The organism is Streptococcus oralis, from assembly GCF_001579525.1.
GTDB lineage: Bacteria > Bacillota > Bacilli > Lactobacillales > Streptococcaceae > Streptococcus > Streptococcus oralis_M.
The window spans coordinates 360,154-377,542 of record NZ_KQ970789.1; the positions used below are offsets into that span (position 1 = coordinate 360,154).

The 17,389-nt window shown below is 42.5% G+C and carries 10 protein-coding genes and 1 other RNA gene; 3 read left to right on the forward strand and 8 right to left on the reverse strand.

Annotated features, from left to right (window positions below; all coding sequences use genetic code 11):
- Window positions 1-6: 6 nt before the first annotated feature.
- From gndA to SORDD25_RS05310, 6 genes are all read right to left on the reverse strand, one after another.
- Window positions 7-1,431 carry an NADP-dependent phosphogluconate dehydrogenase gene (gene gndA, locus SORDD25_RS05285; protein ID WP_061852891.1) on the reverse strand — a complete coding sequence of 475 codons (1,425 nt, stop codon included), beginning with the start codon at window positions 1,429-1,431 and terminating at the stop codon, window positions 7-9.
- A 75-nt stretch (window positions 1,432-1,506) separates the two neighbouring features.
- Window positions 1,507-2,943 (reverse strand): cell division site-positioning protein MapZ, encoded by a 1,437-nt coding sequence (gene mapZ, locus SORDD25_RS05290; protein ID WP_061852892.1) that lies wholly within the window; start codon window positions 2,941-2,943, stop codon window positions 1,507-1,509.
- A gap of 12 nt (window positions 2,944-2,955) precedes the next feature.
- On the reverse strand, window positions 2,956-4,113 hold the full coding sequence (locus SORDD25_RS05295) for a THUMP domain-containing class I SAM-dependent RNA methyltransferase (protein ID WP_061852893.1): 1,158 nt from the start codon (window positions 4,111-4,113) through the stop codon (window positions 2,956-2,958).
- A gap of 83 nt (window positions 4,114-4,196) precedes the next feature.
- Window positions 4,197-4,578: RNase P RNA component class B (rnpB, locus tag SORDD25_RS05300), an RNA gene on the reverse strand.
- A 20-nt stretch (window positions 4,579-4,598) separates the two neighbouring features.
- Window positions 4,599-4,928 carry a cell division regulator GpsB gene (gene gpsB, locus SORDD25_RS05305; RefSeq protein ID WP_007518509.1) on the reverse strand — a complete coding sequence of 110 codons (330 nt, stop codon included), beginning with the start codon at window positions 4,926-4,928 and terminating at the stop codon, window positions 4,599-4,601.
- 69 nt (window positions 4,929-4,997) lie between these two features.
- Complete coding sequence (locus tag SORDD25_RS05310) at window positions 4,998-5,525, reverse strand: SLOG family protein (RefSeq protein WP_061852894.1); 528 nt, start codon at window positions 5,523-5,525, stop codon at window positions 4,998-5,000.
- 66 nt (window positions 5,526-5,591) lie between these two features.
- Here SORDD25_RS05310 and recU point away from each other — a divergent pair, with 66 nt between their 5' ends.
- Complete coding sequence (gene recU / locus SORDD25_RS05315; protein WP_000248756.1) at window positions 5,592-6,188, forward strand: Holliday junction resolvase RecU; 597 nt, start codon at window positions 5,592-5,594, stop codon at window positions 6,186-6,188.
- Window positions 6,185-8,353, forward strand: coding sequence for a penicillin-binding protein PBP1A (gene pbp1a / locus SORDD25_RS05320; protein WP_061852895.1), 2,169 nt, complete (start codon window positions 6,185-6,187; stop codon window positions 8,351-8,353). The genes recU and pbp1a overlap by 4 nt, the downstream gene beginning before the upstream one ends.
- Before the next feature lie 166 nt (window positions 8,354-8,519).
- Here pbp1a and SORDD25_RS09540 read toward each other — a convergent pair whose 3' ends face one another.
- On the reverse strand, window positions 8,520-10,817 hold the full coding sequence (locus SORDD25_RS09540) for an SIALI-17 repeat-containing surface protein (RefSeq protein ID WP_061852896.1): 2,298 nt from the start codon (window positions 10,815-10,817) through the stop codon (window positions 8,520-8,522).
- Between the two features lie 141 nt (window positions 10,818-10,958).
- Window positions 10,959-16,052, reverse strand: a complete 5,094-nt coding sequence (locus SORDD25_RS05330) for an SIALI-17 repeat-containing surface protein (protein WP_423170619.1) — start codon at window positions 16,050-16,052, stop codon at window positions 10,959-10,961.
- Between the two features lie 450 nt (window positions 16,053-16,502).
- On the opposite strand from SORDD25_RS05330, the gene rfbD reads away from it, so the two are divergent.
- Entirely contained in the window at window positions 16,503-17,357 is an 855-nt protein-coding gene (rfbD, locus tag SORDD25_RS05335) for a dTDP-4-dehydrorhamnose reductase (protein WP_061852897.1), read from the forward strand.
- Window positions 17,358-17,389: the final 32 nt, after the last annotated feature.

Sequence of the window (17,389 nt, forward strand, 5' to 3'; positions counted from 1 at the left end):
ACCTACTTATTTCTCGTCATACCAAGAGTAGTGGAAGGTTCCTTCTTTGTCTTTACGTTGGTAAGTATGGGCACCAAAGTAGTCACGTTGTGCTTGGATTAAGTTAGCAGGAAGGTCTGCTGAACGATAGCTGTCAAAGTAAGTAATAGCTGCTGAGAAAGTTGGCACTGGTACACCAGCTTGAACAGCAAGAGCTACGATATCACGAACTGCTTGTTGGTACTTAGCAGTGACATCCAAGAAGTATTCATCCAAAAGAAGGTTGGCAAGGTCTGCATCACGATTGTAGGCATCTGTGATCTTTTGCAAGAAACGAGAACGGATGATACAGCCATCACGCCAGATAGATGCGATGTCCGCAAATGGCAAGTTCCAGTTGTTTTCTTTAGAAGCTACACGCAATTGAGCAAAACCTTGTGCATATGAGATGATTTTTGAGAAGTAAAGCGCTTGACGAATCTTTTCGATCAACTCAGCCTTGTCACCTTCAAATTTGAAAGCAGCTGGTTTTGGAAGGACCTTGCTAGCATGTACACGCTCTTCTTTGTATGTAGAGATGTAACGGGCAAATACTGACTCAGTGATGAGTGACAATGGCACACCAAGGTCAAGAGCTGATTGGCTAGTCCATTTACCAGTTCCCTTGTTGCCTGCAGCATCAAGGATATAGTCTACGATCGGGCCATCTTGACCTTCATCATCTTTACGGCTCAAGATATCAGCTGTGATTTCGATCAAGTAGCTGTCCAACTCACCCTTGTTCCACTCAGTAAAGATTTCTGCCATGTCTTCTGCAGAAAGGTCAAGCAAGTGTTGCATCAAGTCATAGCTTTCTGCGATCAATTGCATGTCACCATACTCGATACCGTTGTGGACCATTTTCACATAGTGACCAGCTCCATCAGGACCGATGTAAGTCACACATGGTTTGCCATCTTCTGGTGCTTTAGCTGAGATTTCTTCAAGAACATCCGCAACCAATTCGTAGGCTTCTTTTTGTCCACCAGGCATGATAGAAGGACCTTCAAGGGCACCTTTTTCACCACCAGAAACCCCGGTACCGATAAAGTTGATACCTGAGTTTGCTAGTTCTTCATTACGACGGATGGTATCTTTGTAGAAAGTGTTTCCTCCATCAATCAAGATATCACCCTTGTCAAGGTGGGGAAGAAGGGCTTGGATAGTGGCATCTGTACCAGGTCCAGCTTGAACCATCAGCATGATACGACGAGGTTTTTCGATTGAGTTTACAAAGCTTTCCACGTCATAGCTTGGCACAAAGTTCTTTTCAGGATGGCAAGCAATTACGTCTTCTGTTTTTTCTTTACTACGGTTGTAAATGGCAACTGTATAACCACGAGATTCAATATTAAGGGCAAGGTTACGACCCATTACGGCCATACCTACAACACCAAAGTTAGCTTTTGTCATGTGACACTCCTCTTGTTTAATATGTTTTATTTTATCATTTTTACCTATGAAAGGAAAGAATTTTGTAACGGACTCCTAGTAGTCCAAGTCATCTGCATGACCAGAACCATTCCCTACAAAGTAACCCGTCTTACAATTGAGGGTGAAGAGATAGGTTCCATCTGGTTTATAAAGGTTGTAATAACCATTTCCGTTTACGATATTGACACGTTCTAGGATATATTGGTTGCCAGTGATATAGCCACGAGCACGTGATGTTGCTAGGACTTGTTCCAATACACCATCCGCAAAGGTCCAAGCAGGGTTGTTGCTATCGTCTACAGCTGATTGGTTGTACGGTACACGACTAGCACTTCTTTGAAGATTAACCCCATCGCCAGACAAACCACCATTTGTGTCTCTAGCTGGTGCCGTAGTGCTTGTAGAAGGTGTCGTACTGCTTGCATTGCTTTCTGTAGCTGAACTTGAGCTTGCTTGACTTGAGCTAGAACTTGAAGGAGCTGTTTGTTGACTCTTACCAAGGCTAATCGCCTGAGCTAACAGTTTATCAAGCTCTGTATTTCCCGTTTTAACTTCCGTGAACTTAGCATCCGCCTTGGCTTTAGCATTGGTATCCAAGACACCGTCAGTAATAGCTGGACTTTCAAAGAGGGCATTGATATCTTGAATAGCCTTGATTTGAGTTGCTAGGCTATCGTATTTTGACTTAGCTAGTGTATAATCACGGCTACCTTCTAACTTATCTAGCAAGTTTTTTAGCTGGCTCAACTTATCGAACTGGCTATTTTTTAAAGCAGTCTTATTGGCATCTGTATAGAAGGCATCATAAAGCGTATTGAACTCTTGCAAGTCGGTTTGCGATTCTTGATTTCCTGAAGATGCTTGAGAAGACTGAATTTCTTGGTTTGAACGAGATACCTGACGGTAGACATAATACGTCCCAGCAAGAACAAGAATCGCAGCTACCACAGAAACGATGGTAATCACACGTTTCTTTTTAGAGCCTGTTTCAGGTTCCGTCTGTACTGATCGTGATAGGGAAGTATAGGTTTCTTCTTGTTCCTCATTTTCCTCATTCATTTCCTTGGATGCTGTTTCTGTTAAAACGAGAGGCTCTATTTCAGCACTTTCTTCATCTTGAAGTGGAGGAACAAACTGAGTAGTCTCATCATTATCTATCTCTTCAATAGATTCCTCAGCAACCAGGTCTGAATCGTCTACCTGATCAGAGGATTCACTTGATTCACGAACTTCTTGGATCATTTCCTCTAGGTTTTGAGTAGAAGCTAGCTCTTCTTTTTTAAACTGACGAGTTTCAAACTTGTCGGCTTCGATTTCTTCACGGTGCTGTTTGATGTATTTGTCCAAGATATTGTCTTCAGGCAATACTCCAGCCTCAACCTCTTCATTCTTACGAATGACTTGACCAACAGTCAAGTCTTTTGCTTCATCAAAGTCGAATTGTGGTTCTTGATGTCCTTTTTTATGACGATCACGTCTTTTCTTACTCATGAGTTCACCTTTCTATTTTACCTCTTGGCGTTTGACACGCTGACCAAAGTATTGATACAAATCCACTTTTAAGGTCCCGTTATAGAGTTTTCGCTTTTTATCAGCTGGACTTCCGTACTTACTTTCAAAAGCTTCGTCACTCGTCAGGATAAACTTACTCCACGTTTTCAGTGGTGCAAAGACCTGTCCCATCTCAGCATAGAGCTTGGTAACTCCTGCATCATCAGACAAGCGTTCCCCATATGGTGGATTGGAGATGATGACACCATTTACCTTGTCCGAGCGCAAGTCTTGTACCCGCATTTGTTTAAAGGTGATATCACCTGCTACACCTGCTGCTTGAGCATTTGCCTTGGCAATTTCAACCATACGAGCGTCTATATCACAGCCCATGATATCCAGTTCCAGTTCACGATCCATTTTCTTAGCCGCCTCTGTACGCACTTCTTGAATTAACCGATCGCTGACCCAGTTCCATTCTTCAAAAGCAAAGGAACGGCGAAGTCCTGGAGCCATCTTTCTAGCAATCATAGCCGCCTCGATACAGAAAGTTCCTGAACCACAAGTCGGATCAATCAAGGGCTTGTCTGGATACCAGTTAGAGAGTTGTAAAATGGCCGCTGCCATATTTTCCTTGATTGGCGCTCCACCCTTTTCAGTACGATAACCACGTTTAAAGAGGCTAGAACCTGTCGTGTCAATCATGACAGTTGCCACATCTTTCAGGATAGATACCTCGATCTTAAACTCGGGACCCGTTTCCATCAAGGGAACTCCTTCTGGACGGGCATAGTGTTTTTGTAATTTCTTTACAACAGCCTTCTTAGAAATAGCCTGAACACTGGGCTCATTGTGGAGTTTAGACTTAACACATTTTGCCTTTGATATCGGGAAACGTGCTCCTAACGGGAGATAGTTTTCCCAATCTAGAGCAAAAACACCTTGAAAAAGCTCTTCAAAAGTCTTAGCTGGAAAACTTCCAACTACAATCTTGATGCGATCCGCTGCACGAAGCCAAAGATTGGTCTCAATGATTGCCTTCACATCTCCTTGGAAGCGGACACGCCCATTTTCAACCTGGCAATCATAACCAAGGTCTCGCACCTCACGTCCAACGACAGCCTCAAGACCCGCCGCAGCAGTTGCGATTAAATTAAATTGTTCTTTCATTTCTAGTCTTGCAAGACCTTTCTCTTGTTCACTTTAAAAAATGAGGTTGAGAAAGATTTCTCAGCCCCAACCTATATGCAATTTTCTATAAGCCATGTTTTGTTCCAGAAGTGACTAGGACCACTTCCTTCGATAATCATCTGTCTACCGCTAACAGCATAAATCTGCTAGCAGTCAGAGTACTACGTTCGTTTCCGTGCACTCCATGCCCCGACCAAAATTTGGGTTGCTAGCTTGAGGGGTTTACCGCGTTCCACTCTCTCTGTTTCCAGAAAGACTCCGTCACTGTGGCACTTTCAAGCCTATTCTGACCTATCCGAAGACTTAGCCATTTCGACTGCCGTAACGATTTCTCGTCCCTAGGCTTATGGATTCGCCTAGCACAAACACTACAGGCATCACAGCCTGTGCTAGCATGGACTTTCCTCATGAAAAGAGAACCTCTTCACGCGATTATCCAAAAATTGCACTCATTCCTTAGTCAATTATAAATCTTGGTTGTCTAAGATTTGCTTACCAAATACTTCTTTTTCGAGACGATTTAAGCGTTTCAAAATATCAAAGTTTGTCATTGAAGTAGAAGCTGTTACTTCAATAGAGTCTGGTTGAGTTGGAGCTACCTGTGGTTTACGAGATAATTCTTCCTTCAAATCAGCAATCTCTTGACGAAGGGATTTGACCAAAGCTGCGTAGGTTTCATAGTCCTTAATCACATCGTCTAGGAATTCATCTACCTCTGCTTTGCTGTATCCACGTACTTCACGTCCAAATTCTTGTTCAAAAATATCTTTCGCTGAAAATATAATACTTGCCATGTCTCTCTCCATTCTGGGTTACTAGTATTATTATATAAAAAAAGACAAGTAAAAATCAAGGTCAAAGGCTTACTTTTCAGAAAAATTTTCTACTATTTCATTCAAGTCCTCAAATGTTAATCTTCTTGTAACATAGTCCGCTTGATTTTTTATCATTTGGTAAAAATATCGTAACTTGGTTTCGTTTTCTTCGTCGTAAAAAAGATAACAAGTATCTGTATTTTCCAGCAAAAATTTCTGATAATCACGTAATTGTCCCTTGTGCTCATATTGTGGATAGGCGTATTTGACAAAATCAACCTGCTTGAACTCACTCAATTTCGCTTGATTTGCTTCATTCCAGTTACTGCCATGGGTTTCAAAATCAAAAATGGTCGCCAGTTGAAATCCATAGTCTGCTTTCATGTCTTTTGCTACCTGAAGCGCCCAGTACTCAAAGCCCAAAGTCCCTGTAAAGACAAGCCAGTTCACCCCATCCTCTGCTAGACCTTCCAGCTCTCTCCGAATGGCTGTTTTAATAATATCAACGCGAATATCCTTGTCATTAAAGAGACCAAGGTCCAAGGCTGAATAGCCTAAAATCAAGGCTGATGTCATTTTTAACCCTTTCTTTGTAAATTTATGATATAATAGAGTGATGTTATTGTACCAATAAGGAGAATTATGGTCAACTATCCACATAAAATTTCATCTCAAAAGAGGCAAGCACCCCTGTCACAAACTAAAAATTTCGCAAATCGGGGAATGTCTTTTGAAAAGATGATCAATGCTACGAACGACTACTATTTGTCGCATGGGTTAGCTGTTATTCACAAGAAACCGACTCCCATCCAAATCGTACGTGTCGACTATCCCCAACGAAGTCGAGCCAAGATCGTTGAAGCCTACTTTAGACAAGCTTCAACTACTGACTATTCAGGGGTTTATGATGGATACTACATCGACTTTGAAGCAAAGGAAACCAGGCAAAAACATGCAATTCCGATGAAGAATTTTCATCTCCATCAGATCCAGCATATGGAACAAGTCCTTGCCCAGCAAGGAATCTGCTTTGTACTCCTTCACTTTTCTTCTCAGCAAGAAACCTACTTATTGCCGGCTATTGACCTCATCCGTTTCTATCATCAAGATAAGGGACAGAAGTCAATGCCACTTGGATATATTCGAGAAAATGGATATAGGATTGAGCCGGGTGCCTTTCCTCAAATTCCCTATCTCGACATTATCAAAGAACATTTACTAGGTGGTAAAACAAGATGAACAAACAAACTTTTCTGCGAATAGCTAAGTATGTCAGTATCAGTCTCTTAACTGTATTTATCGCAGCTGTAATGCTTGGTGGTGGTCTCTTCCTCTACTATGTTAGCAAGGCTCCCGAACTTTCTGAAAGTAAACTAGTCGCTACAACGTCAAGTAAGATCTATGATAGCAATGACGAGCTTATCGCTGATCTTGGATCAGAACGTCGGGTCAATGCCCAAGCAAATGAAATACCGACCGATTTGGTCAACGCTATTGTTTCGATTGAGGACCATCGCTTCTTTAATCACCGAGGAATCGACACGATCCGTATCCTAGGTGCTACCCTCCGAAACCTTCGTGGTGGTGGTGGTCTGCAAGGAGCTTCCACCTTGACGCAGCAGTTAATCAAGTTAACCTATTTCTCTACGTCAACCTCTGATCAAACCCTTTCTCGTAAGGCTCAGGAAGCTTGGTTAGCCGTTCAGCTAGAACAAAAAGCGACTAAACAAGAGATCTTGACCTACTACATCAACAAGGTTTACATGTCAAACGGTAACTACGGAATGCAGACAGCTGCCCAAAGTTACTATGGCAAGGATCTCAAAGATCTAAGTATTCCTCAACTGGCTCTCCTTGCTGGTATGCCTCAGGCTCCAAACCAGTATGATCCGTACTCGCATCCAGAAGCCGCTCAAGAACGTCGTAATCTCGTCCTCTCTGAGATGAAGGGGCAAGGTTACATTTCAGCTGAGCAATATGAAAAAGCAATTAATACTCCGATTACAGATGGACTTCAAAGTCTAAAATCGGCTAATAGTTATCCTCCATACATGGACAACTATCTCAAAGAGGTTATTGATCAAGTCGAACAAGAAACAGGCTACAATCTCTTAACGACTGGTATGGATGTCTACACCAACGTTGATCCTAAAGTTCAACAACATCTCTGGGATATCTACAATACCGACGAGTATGTCAACTATCCTGATGATGAAATGCAAGTGGCTTCAACGATTGTGGATGTGACAAACGGGAAAGTTATTGCTCAGTTAGGTTCTCGTCACCAATCAAGCAATGTTTCCTTCGGAATCAACCAAGCTGTTGAAACCAACCGTGACTGGGGTTCTACCATGAAGCCAATCACAGACTATGCTCCTGCCTTGGAGTATGACATCTACGACTCAACTGCTTCGATTGTACATGATGTTCCTTACAACTATCCTGGAACAGATACCCCTGTTTACAACTGGGATAGAAGTTATTTTGGAAATATTACCATCCAATATGCGCTCCAACAATCACGAAACGTTACAGCCGTAGAAACCTTGAATAAAGTTGGTTTAGACAGAGCCAAAACCTTCCTAAATGGACTTGGTATTGACTATCCAGATATGCACTATGCAAATGCCATTTCAAGTAATACAACTGAATCTAATAAAAAGTATGGAGCAAGTAGCGAAAAGATGGCTGCTGCTTACGCAGCTTTTGCTAACGGTGGTATCTACCATAAACCAATGTATATCAATAAAATCGTCTTTAGTGATGGTAGCTCAAAAGAATACTCTGATCCTGGTACTCGTGCCATGAAAGAGACGACCGCCTATATGATGACAGAAATGATGAAGACTGTCTTGGCATACGGAACGGGTCGTGGTGCTTATCTCCCTTGGCTACCTCAAGCTGGTAAGACTGGTACATCAAACTATACAGATGATGAAATTGAAAACTACATCAAAAATACTGGTTATGTAGCTCCAGACGAAATGTTTGTTGGTTATACTCGCAAATATTCAATGGCTGTGTGGACAGGTTACTCAAACCGCCTTACTCCTATCGTTGGTGATGGCTTCTATGTTGCAGCTAAGGTTTACCGTTCGATGATGACTTATCTGTCTGAGGATAACAACCCTGGCGACTGGACTATGCCAGAAGGCCTCTATCGAAGTGGTGAGTTCGTCTTTAAAAACGGTGCTCGTTCTGCATGGACTGCTCCTGCTCCACAACAGGCCCCAACACCAGAAAGTTCGAGCTCGACATCAGAAAGTTCAACTTCACAGTCAAGCTCAACTACTCCAAGCACGAATAATAGTGCAAACAATAATACCAATAACCAGCAACCAAATACAACGCCTGGTCAACAAAACCAGAACCAAAACCAGAATCCTCAACCAGCACAACCATAACATTTATCACCCGGATTTTTCTGGGTGATTTTTCATAGCACTATTGCATTTATGTGCTTAACAAAAGCCTGAGAAGACATCTTCTCAGGCTTTTTCTGTACTATAAACCTCATTGGGAAAGATAGGAAACGGATTTCGTAATCTTGTTAAGAGGTTTTACTAAATACTAGTCTTTCTTTGTTTTTGCTACAAAGAGAGCAGATAGGGCTAGGCTAACACCTGCTAGGAAGAGGGCTGTGTCAGATTGACTCTCACCTGTTGCTGGCAAGCTTTGTTCAGCTGTTTCTCGCTTCGTCACTTCTTGTTTTAGTTCCGGTGCCGGTGCCTTACCTTCATCTGAAGCAAGTGAGCTAAGTTTAAACTCAGGTTTCTCTACTGTTGGAGCTGCTTGATCACCTACTGTTGCTAGCGGGCCTGTGTATTCTGGCAATTCATGCACTAGAGCCATCACTGCATTGACACCACCCTTGAACTCAGGTTTCTCTACTGTTGGAGCTGCTTGGTCACCTACTGTTGCTACTGCGCCTGTGTACTCTGGAAGCTCATGTACCAAGGCTTCAACTGCATTGACGCCACCTGTAAATTCAGGAACCTCAAGAACAGGTGCTGGTTCTTCACCCTTGCTTGATTGAACAGCTTCTTCTGTTAATTCTTGATGGAAGCTTGCCAATTCATAAAACTCAACCTTACCGCCTTCCCAGACTAATTTGACGTCTAGAAGAGAGCCACCATTTCGGATAGCAAAGGTTTGGAGACTAGATGTAATGGCACCGAGGTCTGTCCAACTGTCTTGACCATCCTTGAGTGTTCTAGCAAGAACACGTGCCTTAGCTCCCTCAGGAAGACTGGAAACGAGACGAAGGTGGTTGGCATTGGTTGGCTCAGACAAGTGATACACCAATTCGCCCTTGTCTTTTTCAGACTTGTAGCTGGTCAAGACTTTGCCGTCTACAAGATTATTATAAAGGTTGCCTTGGCTTTCTCCACTACTTCCTTCTACTGTTGGATCATTGATTGGTTTGACAAATTCACCATCGTTGATGACCAATTCTGTAAAGCCTACAAAACGGGCATCATAGTCTGCCGTATAGAGGACACGGAGATAGTTAGCTTTGACTGGTGTCGCCAATTCTCCTTCGATGTAACGATTTCCCGGCATCTTAGAATCATGTGTCCAACCATCTGTCAATGAATCATCGTGTTGGCTATTGGCTACACCATCTCCTACTGTCACGACATCTGTCCAAGTTTTACCATCTTGGCTGACTTGGATCTTACCATCACGAAGGTAGTTTTGAGTTCCGTCTTGGATATAAGCTCTAATCTTCTTGATAGTGCGTTCGCTGCCAAGTTTCAAGGTCACATGACCATCTTTACGAGCATAGTCTGAAAACTCAACGAAGTTGTTATAAACACCGTCAAATAGTTGATCTAGGTTGTTCAGTTTACGAACATCATTGCTTCCGATGAGACTGACTTTCCCTGGTAGACTAGGCAAGACAAGAGACTGTCCGTCTTCTGCTACTGATAGTTCTGTTACTTGGCGGATATCCGTTACCTTACTATGGTCCGGAACGTTAGAATAAGCTCGAATTTCTTGGATCCCAACATTTCTCCAGCCCATTGTGCCAGCTTGGTAATCATTGACCTCCAATTTGAGGTACTTAGCTTTGATACTTTCAGCTAGGTCTACTTTCTCGTCTAAAACTGGATCTCCAGTTTTGGTATGAGCTAGTTTCCATTGTTTTTCTCCATTAGCGCCCACGTCTTCTTGACCTGCATAGTAGAGGCTCCAAGATTTGATATTAGGGTCATTTTGCCCATTACGAAGACGACGATCCCAGTCAATTTCTACATGTTTGATCAAGGTTGTCTTAGGAAGGGTCAATTCAAAAGTTGGTTTTGGTGCGTCTTTGTCTGTAGCCCAACGAGTATTGTCATCTCCGTCGATAGCCTTATCCGCAGTAAAGTTGGTACCAGTCTCATGGTTGCTCGCCTGAGCAGTAGCACCTTCGAGATGGTTGACATCTTCTCTATCTTCGATTGGCTTCTCAGCTGGTTCTGGTGCGGGCGTAGCAGTTTCAGCTGGTTTATTGTCTGCCTTTGGTGTTTCAACCGGTTTCGGCGTTTCTGCTGGCTTGGGACTTGTAGGACTTGTCTCTGGTTTTGCCTCTTCACTTGTTGCAGGATTGCTTCCTTCGTCAGTCGCTGGAGTCTCTTCATGACTTGCTTCTGTTGCAGCTTCTGCATCTGCTTTTTCAAGCGCAGCGGCTAAATCATCGGGTAACTTATCAAGCGCTTCAACATGGGTGATGCTTCCCTCTGTTTCTGAAGGCGCTGCTGGTTCTGCTGCCTGAACCATATTGGCTCCAAAGATACTAGCACCAATCATAACGGAGGCTGCACCGATTGCAAATTTTCTTATACTAAAGTGACAGCGTTTCTCAAAAAAATGTCTATCCATCTTTCTCCTATTCCTTTCATCCGCATACATGAGTAAGCGGTATCATTTCTCCTTTGAAAAAAGGAGAGAACCTAGAGGTCCTCTCCGGCTGTTTGATCCTATTTGATTCGAGATCTTTTGGACTTCTAAAATCAAATCTGTTTAGTCTTCTTTTCGTTTTGTCGTAAGAACAGCAGCAGATAAAGCGATACTCACACTTGCTAAGAAGAGGGCTGCTTCTGAACCATGTTCTCCTGTAGCAGGAAGCTTCTCTTCATCTTTATCTCTTGGAGTTTTGGCATCAGCTACTGGGCTTGGAGTGAGCGGGTACTCAGGTTTTTCAACTGTTGGAGCTGCTTGATCTCCAGCGGTAGCCAATACACCTGTGTAGGCTGGTTTCTCGTTTACCAAGGCCTCAACTGCATTGACGCCACCTCTATACTCAGGGACTTCATTTGCAGCTGCTAGAACCGCATTGGCTCCACCTTTGTATTCTGGCAATTCGTTTACCAAGGCTTGAACTGCATTGACTCCGCCCTTGAACTCAGCTAGGTCATGAACAGCTGCTTCTGCTGCATTGACGCCGCCTTTGAACTCAGGTACATCAAGAACTGGTGGTTGTTCTTCTCCCTTGCTTCTTGTTGGAGCATCTGGTTTCGTAGCAGAATCTTTTAATTGGTTGAGATAGTCTGCGAAGTAGGCCACCATTCTTTCCGTCAAGAGATGGTTATCCGTCGCATATTTCATGCTGGCCTGAACTCCAGCCACTTCCTCTTGATTTTCTTTGTCTGTCAATTTCTGAGCCTTAGCTAAAGCCGCTTCATAGCCTGACAAGTCAAGAGGTGTTTCTGCTACTTGTGGACGAGTAAAGATGAGTTCCGCTGCAGATTGGTATTTATCTCCACCATCTCCGTATGTCTTGGTACCAGTAAGGACAATTTTCTTAGCCTTGATTGTCTTACCAAAGTCAATATCTTTTGGTTTGTTGTTATTTGGCCAATCTGTTACGGTAAAGGTATGTTCCTTACCAGACTCATCTGTGACAACTAGTTTCACATCTCGCAAGTTTCCATTTGAATCGGATGCACGTGGAACATAGCGAAGTCCTGTGATTTCAGTAGGTTCTTTCAAGACCATGGTTGCAGGCTTGCCTACATCTCCACCATTCCAAGATGTATGCCATAGGCTAGATACATTGCCATCAAAGGCATTCTCTAGACCTTCACCTGGTTGGGCAGGCGCATCCAAACTTTCAAAGTCTTCTGCTACCAAGGCTGTCTTCTTCTGAACCAAAGCATTCTTCAAGGCTTCAATCTTGGCAATCTCTGCACGCGCTTCTTCAACACTGATATCATCATCGGCCTGACTGAGGTTAAAGACCGCCTCTTTCAAAGCATCCATAGACTCTTTGGTGTAGTTGGTCATGGCTACAGTTGGCAAGTAGTTTTTCAGAGCATTTTCTGTCAACATCTTACCAGTTAGGGTAATTTCTTCGATTTGAAGATTATCCATCATGAAGTCGTTATAACCACGGAAGTTGGCATTTCCACCAGAATCACCACGAGTATTGCTTGCATTTCCAGTTGAGTAGATACCTACCCAAGTATCGCCTGTTTCTGCACCTGTCACGAGGAAGGTTACCTTCTTGGCTTTCTTAGAATCCGTCCAAGTATTTGGCAATTCATGCATTTCCATGTTGCTTGCTTGAGTACCACGACGACCTGACTGGAATTCTCCTTTACCGACTACAAAGGCATAGGTATTGTCTGATCCTGCTTCGTATTCAAAGGTTACACGGTAGGTCTTACCAGCTTCAAAGCGGAAGTTTTGTGGGATGGTTTGGTAAACCAAGTTACGACGGCTAACCAGTCCATTTGTCTTGAGTGACCAATTTCCATCGATAACATCATCAACTTTCTTACCGTTCCAACCACGTTGTGTATATGGATCATGCTTTTCAGACAAGTGAGTGCGGTTGTCTTCAACTCCTTCAACACCGCCCACTACGAATGGGAAGATACCCTGAGCAACATTTTCAAAGTCTTGTTTGAAGGTTCCTTGACCTGTATCATGCTTGTCTCCGTACATGCTTGAATTGTTTTCAAAGGTACGAATTTCGTCAAAGTAAGTTGCTTCATCACCAGCTTCACGACTCAAAGTAAGAGTAACATTTGAAACGTCTGATCCAGTTGTAAAGAAGGCATACATGTTTTGGAAGTAACTTGTATTGTCAACTGTAGCATTGTCACGACGTGTATTGTGGGCGTAGGCCTTAACATAGTTGAGAGCGAGTGACTTATTGGTATAGGTAGTCACTTCTTTCTCGCCAGTATTCACTGTGATACTTGCCTTAGCATTACTACGGTTATCAACACCGACATAAACGGCATACTTGGTATTTGGTTTCAAGCCAGTCAGTTTCTGAGTAAGGCTGACCTTGCTCTTATTGCCTTGGATACGAAGCATTTCATTTGCGCCCTGTGATTTGACAATTTCTGCCTTAGAAGCATCACCAGAAATAGTCCAGTGTTTCAAGGTTCCACTATTAAATCCTTGGTCATAGATATGCATACCTTCGCTCCATGACATTTCAGGATTGGTTTGTTTTGAACGATAAAGAACGTATGGTTGATTTGCGAGAAGGTCTAGGGTAATCTTGCCATCTTTTACAGTTAGTTCTTGCTCTTCTGTCTTACCTTGGTCAGTTAGCTTGTAAAGGTAAACCTTGCTATTTGCCCAATCGCTCGGAAGGGTCCAAGTTGTTGCACCGGCTTGCGTATTGAAGTAGTACATTTTTTCCTTATCAGTAGGAAGTTTCTTACCATTTGCATCCCAGTTCCAAGGAGTCAAGTAAGCTGAGCCATCTTGGATGACACGCCCATTGAGCGTTACTGTACGTTCGCGGTATTGCGGGCTATTGACATCATTTGACTTACGAGTTACAACAACCTTGTTACCTGCTGCATCGACTAGCTCAACCTTCATTTCTGGAGTCCATTTATAGGTGCTACCGTTATCGGTCATGGTAACTGGTGTACCATTTTCCCATTTACTTACAGTGAAGTGTTGGAAGTACTTAGTCATGACGTCATGGGCAAATAAGTTGGTTACATAGCCATTGTAGTCACTTCTTCCTTGCCAGCCTTCAAAGTCTTTCATGCTGTAGCCACCATAGGTCAAGTCAGCTGCCCAGTGTTGGAAGGTAGAGTCGTATTCACCACCATGACCCCACTCAATCGCAAAGCGCCAGCCTTGTTTGTTGATTTCTTTAGCAAGAACGTGGGTAGCCCAGGCACCGTTATCACCTGATTGGCCATTGCCCCAAACGTCCACATAGATAAAGTCGAGACCTTCACCAAGTTTTTTCTTCAAGTCTTCCCAGCGAGCCAAACGTCCATGCGCCAAGTCATAAGCAGCATCAATGTTGATACCTTGGTCTAGCCAGTTCCAGCCGTAGCTGTAGCTTCCATCTGGATTCTTACGAAGAATATTTTCATTGAAGTACTTAGACTCAGGATAAGTCTCAGAAGCGTTAACGTGGATACCAAGATATGCACCATACTTCTTAGCTTTCTCGATCAAGGCCTTGAAGTCTTCAACACCACCAATACGTTTACCAATATCAGCATAGTTCAAGTGTCCAGAGTCATGACCTTCACTACCATATCCTTTAAGGAGAACACCCTGTCCAAGACCATCTGTATGGAGATTGATCTTCTTGATACCATCTAGAGTCATGAGGAATGGGTTTTGTGCTTGAGAACCAAAGTTCATCGCGATACGATAAGCTGTGATATCCTTAACTTTTTCCCAACCTTGAGGGTTGTTCATAATGCTACGATAAGCAATGGCTCCATCCTGCCAGTCAACTTTATTATCCGCATTGGCATCTTCAGTGATAACAACCTTAGCACTTGGAAGTTCCTTAGTGTACTCTGGATATACAATCCCTTTATAAGCTTTTTCCCATTGCCATTCAGAACTTTGGATTCCCACATAGTTTGTATTTCCTACAGTTTGTTTGAAGGCTGTCAAACGAGTCCAGTCATTCGAACCACCACCGTAGCTGTTTTGAGAGTTACTCCAAACACCCGCAGCAAGCTTATCTGTAGAAACAAAACCATACATGTAACCCTTAGCCAATTCTTTCATTGGATTGGTTACAGCAATATGTTCATCTCCACTGATATGAGTGTTGTTTGACATAGTTGCCCCGTCAAACTTAGCCCCAGCTTGATCACTCGAAACAGAGACCAAAGCATTACCAAGGAAACTAATAGTTGAAAGCAATTTTCTTTCGTCATCAATCTTTTGACCTGGAGTAACTTGGTTGTGGTTGACAATCTTGGTCACATCAAAATGCAATTGATTGTCCACAACTTGCAAGCGTACAGTCATATCTGCATTGATTAAGTGGGCATCATCGCGAAGCTTCATCACGTACTCTGCTGTTGTTTCATTGATTTTCTTATAAGTAACTTCAGGGGTGATTCGGTGGTTATTGATAAAAACTTGGTTGAACTGTTGCACCTGTCCTGGCAAAGTATGCCCATTCAAGGTGTATTCCTTAACACGAGGGAAGGCTTGGTCAATGACTGCTTTCAATACTGTTGACTGGATAGTGTCATAAGATACTTTACTCAGGTAGCCTTCACGATCCCAATGAATAATATCTTTCTTGCTAAACTTGACATCTGGCAATCCTGGATATGAGATGCTATAGATATCTCCATCCCCTTGGTCATTGTCAACAACCTTACGGATATTGCCGTCTTGACTATCCTTGATAAAGTTATGAGAAACAGTCAAAACAAGGTCTTTCCCAATAACAATACCACTACCTTCGCCAGATGGCGTCTTGATTTTAACAGTCGCGCCGTAGTTTAATTCCCCGTTAGTCGTTTTAGCTACATCTTCTGGAACAAGTTTTCCAGTATCTTGCGCCAATTGATCCTTGTCAACTTCGCGTCCATTGTCTTCAGCTTTCTCCAACTTACCTTCTAGTTCTTTTGGAAGATTGCTTGGTTTATCTGACTTTTCTTTTTCTTGAGCCAACAACTCTTCTTCTGTCTGTGGGCCTTCAGAGGTCTCAGCTGAGCCAGGATTCTGAGCAGCAGCTTCCTTGTCAAAATCATGTCCCTCATCACTAGCCTTCTTATCCAAATCAGCTAGTTCACTCGGCAAATTATCTGTTGAACCAACTCTTGCTTGATCTGCTAAGACTGGAGCAGCAGCAAAGAAAGTCGCTCCAATCATAACCGAAGCTACTCCAAGCGTAAACTTACGAATACTGAACTTACAGCGTTTTTCAAAAAATCATTTATCCATGAACTCCTAAATCCTTTCATTTTCCAGTAAGCGTTTACATTTCTTTTTTAAAAAATACTCCTTTCTCTGAAAGTGCTCTGCTTAACTGCTATAAATAAAAAATAATTGTGCTTTTAATATAACAAATAAAAGACAAGAAAGCAATAGGAAATAGGTAAAATTCACTAAAATTTTCTCTCTTCTGAACAGTGCTAACGCTTAGAATTTTAAGAATAGCTTTACAGCTATAAAAAAATTCTATCTCAAAGAATCTAATAAACAGTTTCATTTCAAAAACAGATTCTTATCGGATAGAGACCATCAAAATAAGGACCGAAAATCAGATTTTTTATCATTTTTTTGCTATGATTAGATATAAGAAAAGTTAAGGAGAAGACAATGATATTAATTACAGGTGCAAATGGTCAACTCGGTACCGAACTACGTTATTTACTAGATGAACGAAATGTGGACTATGTTGCAGTGGATGTGGCCGAAATGGATATCACGAATGCTGAAATGGTTGAGAAAGTCTTTGCTGAGGTTAAGCCAACTTTAGTCTATCATTGTGCAGCTTATACTGCTGTTGATGCTGCTGAAGATGAGGGAAAAGAACTGGATTTTGCCATAAACGTAACTGGAACTGAAAATGTAGCCAAGGCCTCTGAAAAATACGGAGCTACTCTGGTCTATATCTCAACAGACTACGTCTTTGATGGGAAAAAACCCGTTGGACAAGAGTGGGAAGTTGATGACCTACCTGATCCGAAAACAGAGTACGGACGAACCAAGCGAATGGGGGAAGAACTTGTTGAAACCCTTACGTCACAGCATTACATCATCCGCACTGCTTGGGTCTTTGGAAATTATGGAAAAAACTTTGTCTTTACCATGCAAAATCTTGCCAAAACTCACAAAACTCTTACTGTAGTCAACGACCAACACGGTCGTCCAACTTGGACACGTACCTTGGCTGAGTTTATGACCTACTTGACTGATAATCAAAAAGAGTTTGGCTACTACCACTTATCAAATGACGCAGCTGAAGACACCACTTGGTATGACTTTGCTGTCGAGATTCTTAAAGACAGTGATGTCGAAGTAGTACCAGTAGACTCCAGCAAGTTTCCTGCCAAGGCCAAACGACCTCTCAACTCAACTATGAGCTTGACAAAAGCAAAGGCGACAGGTTTCGTCATTCCAATCTGGCAAGATGCCCTTAAAGAATTTTATAAACAAGAAGTAAGAAAATAAAAGATTACGACATACATAAAAAGCAAGAGACC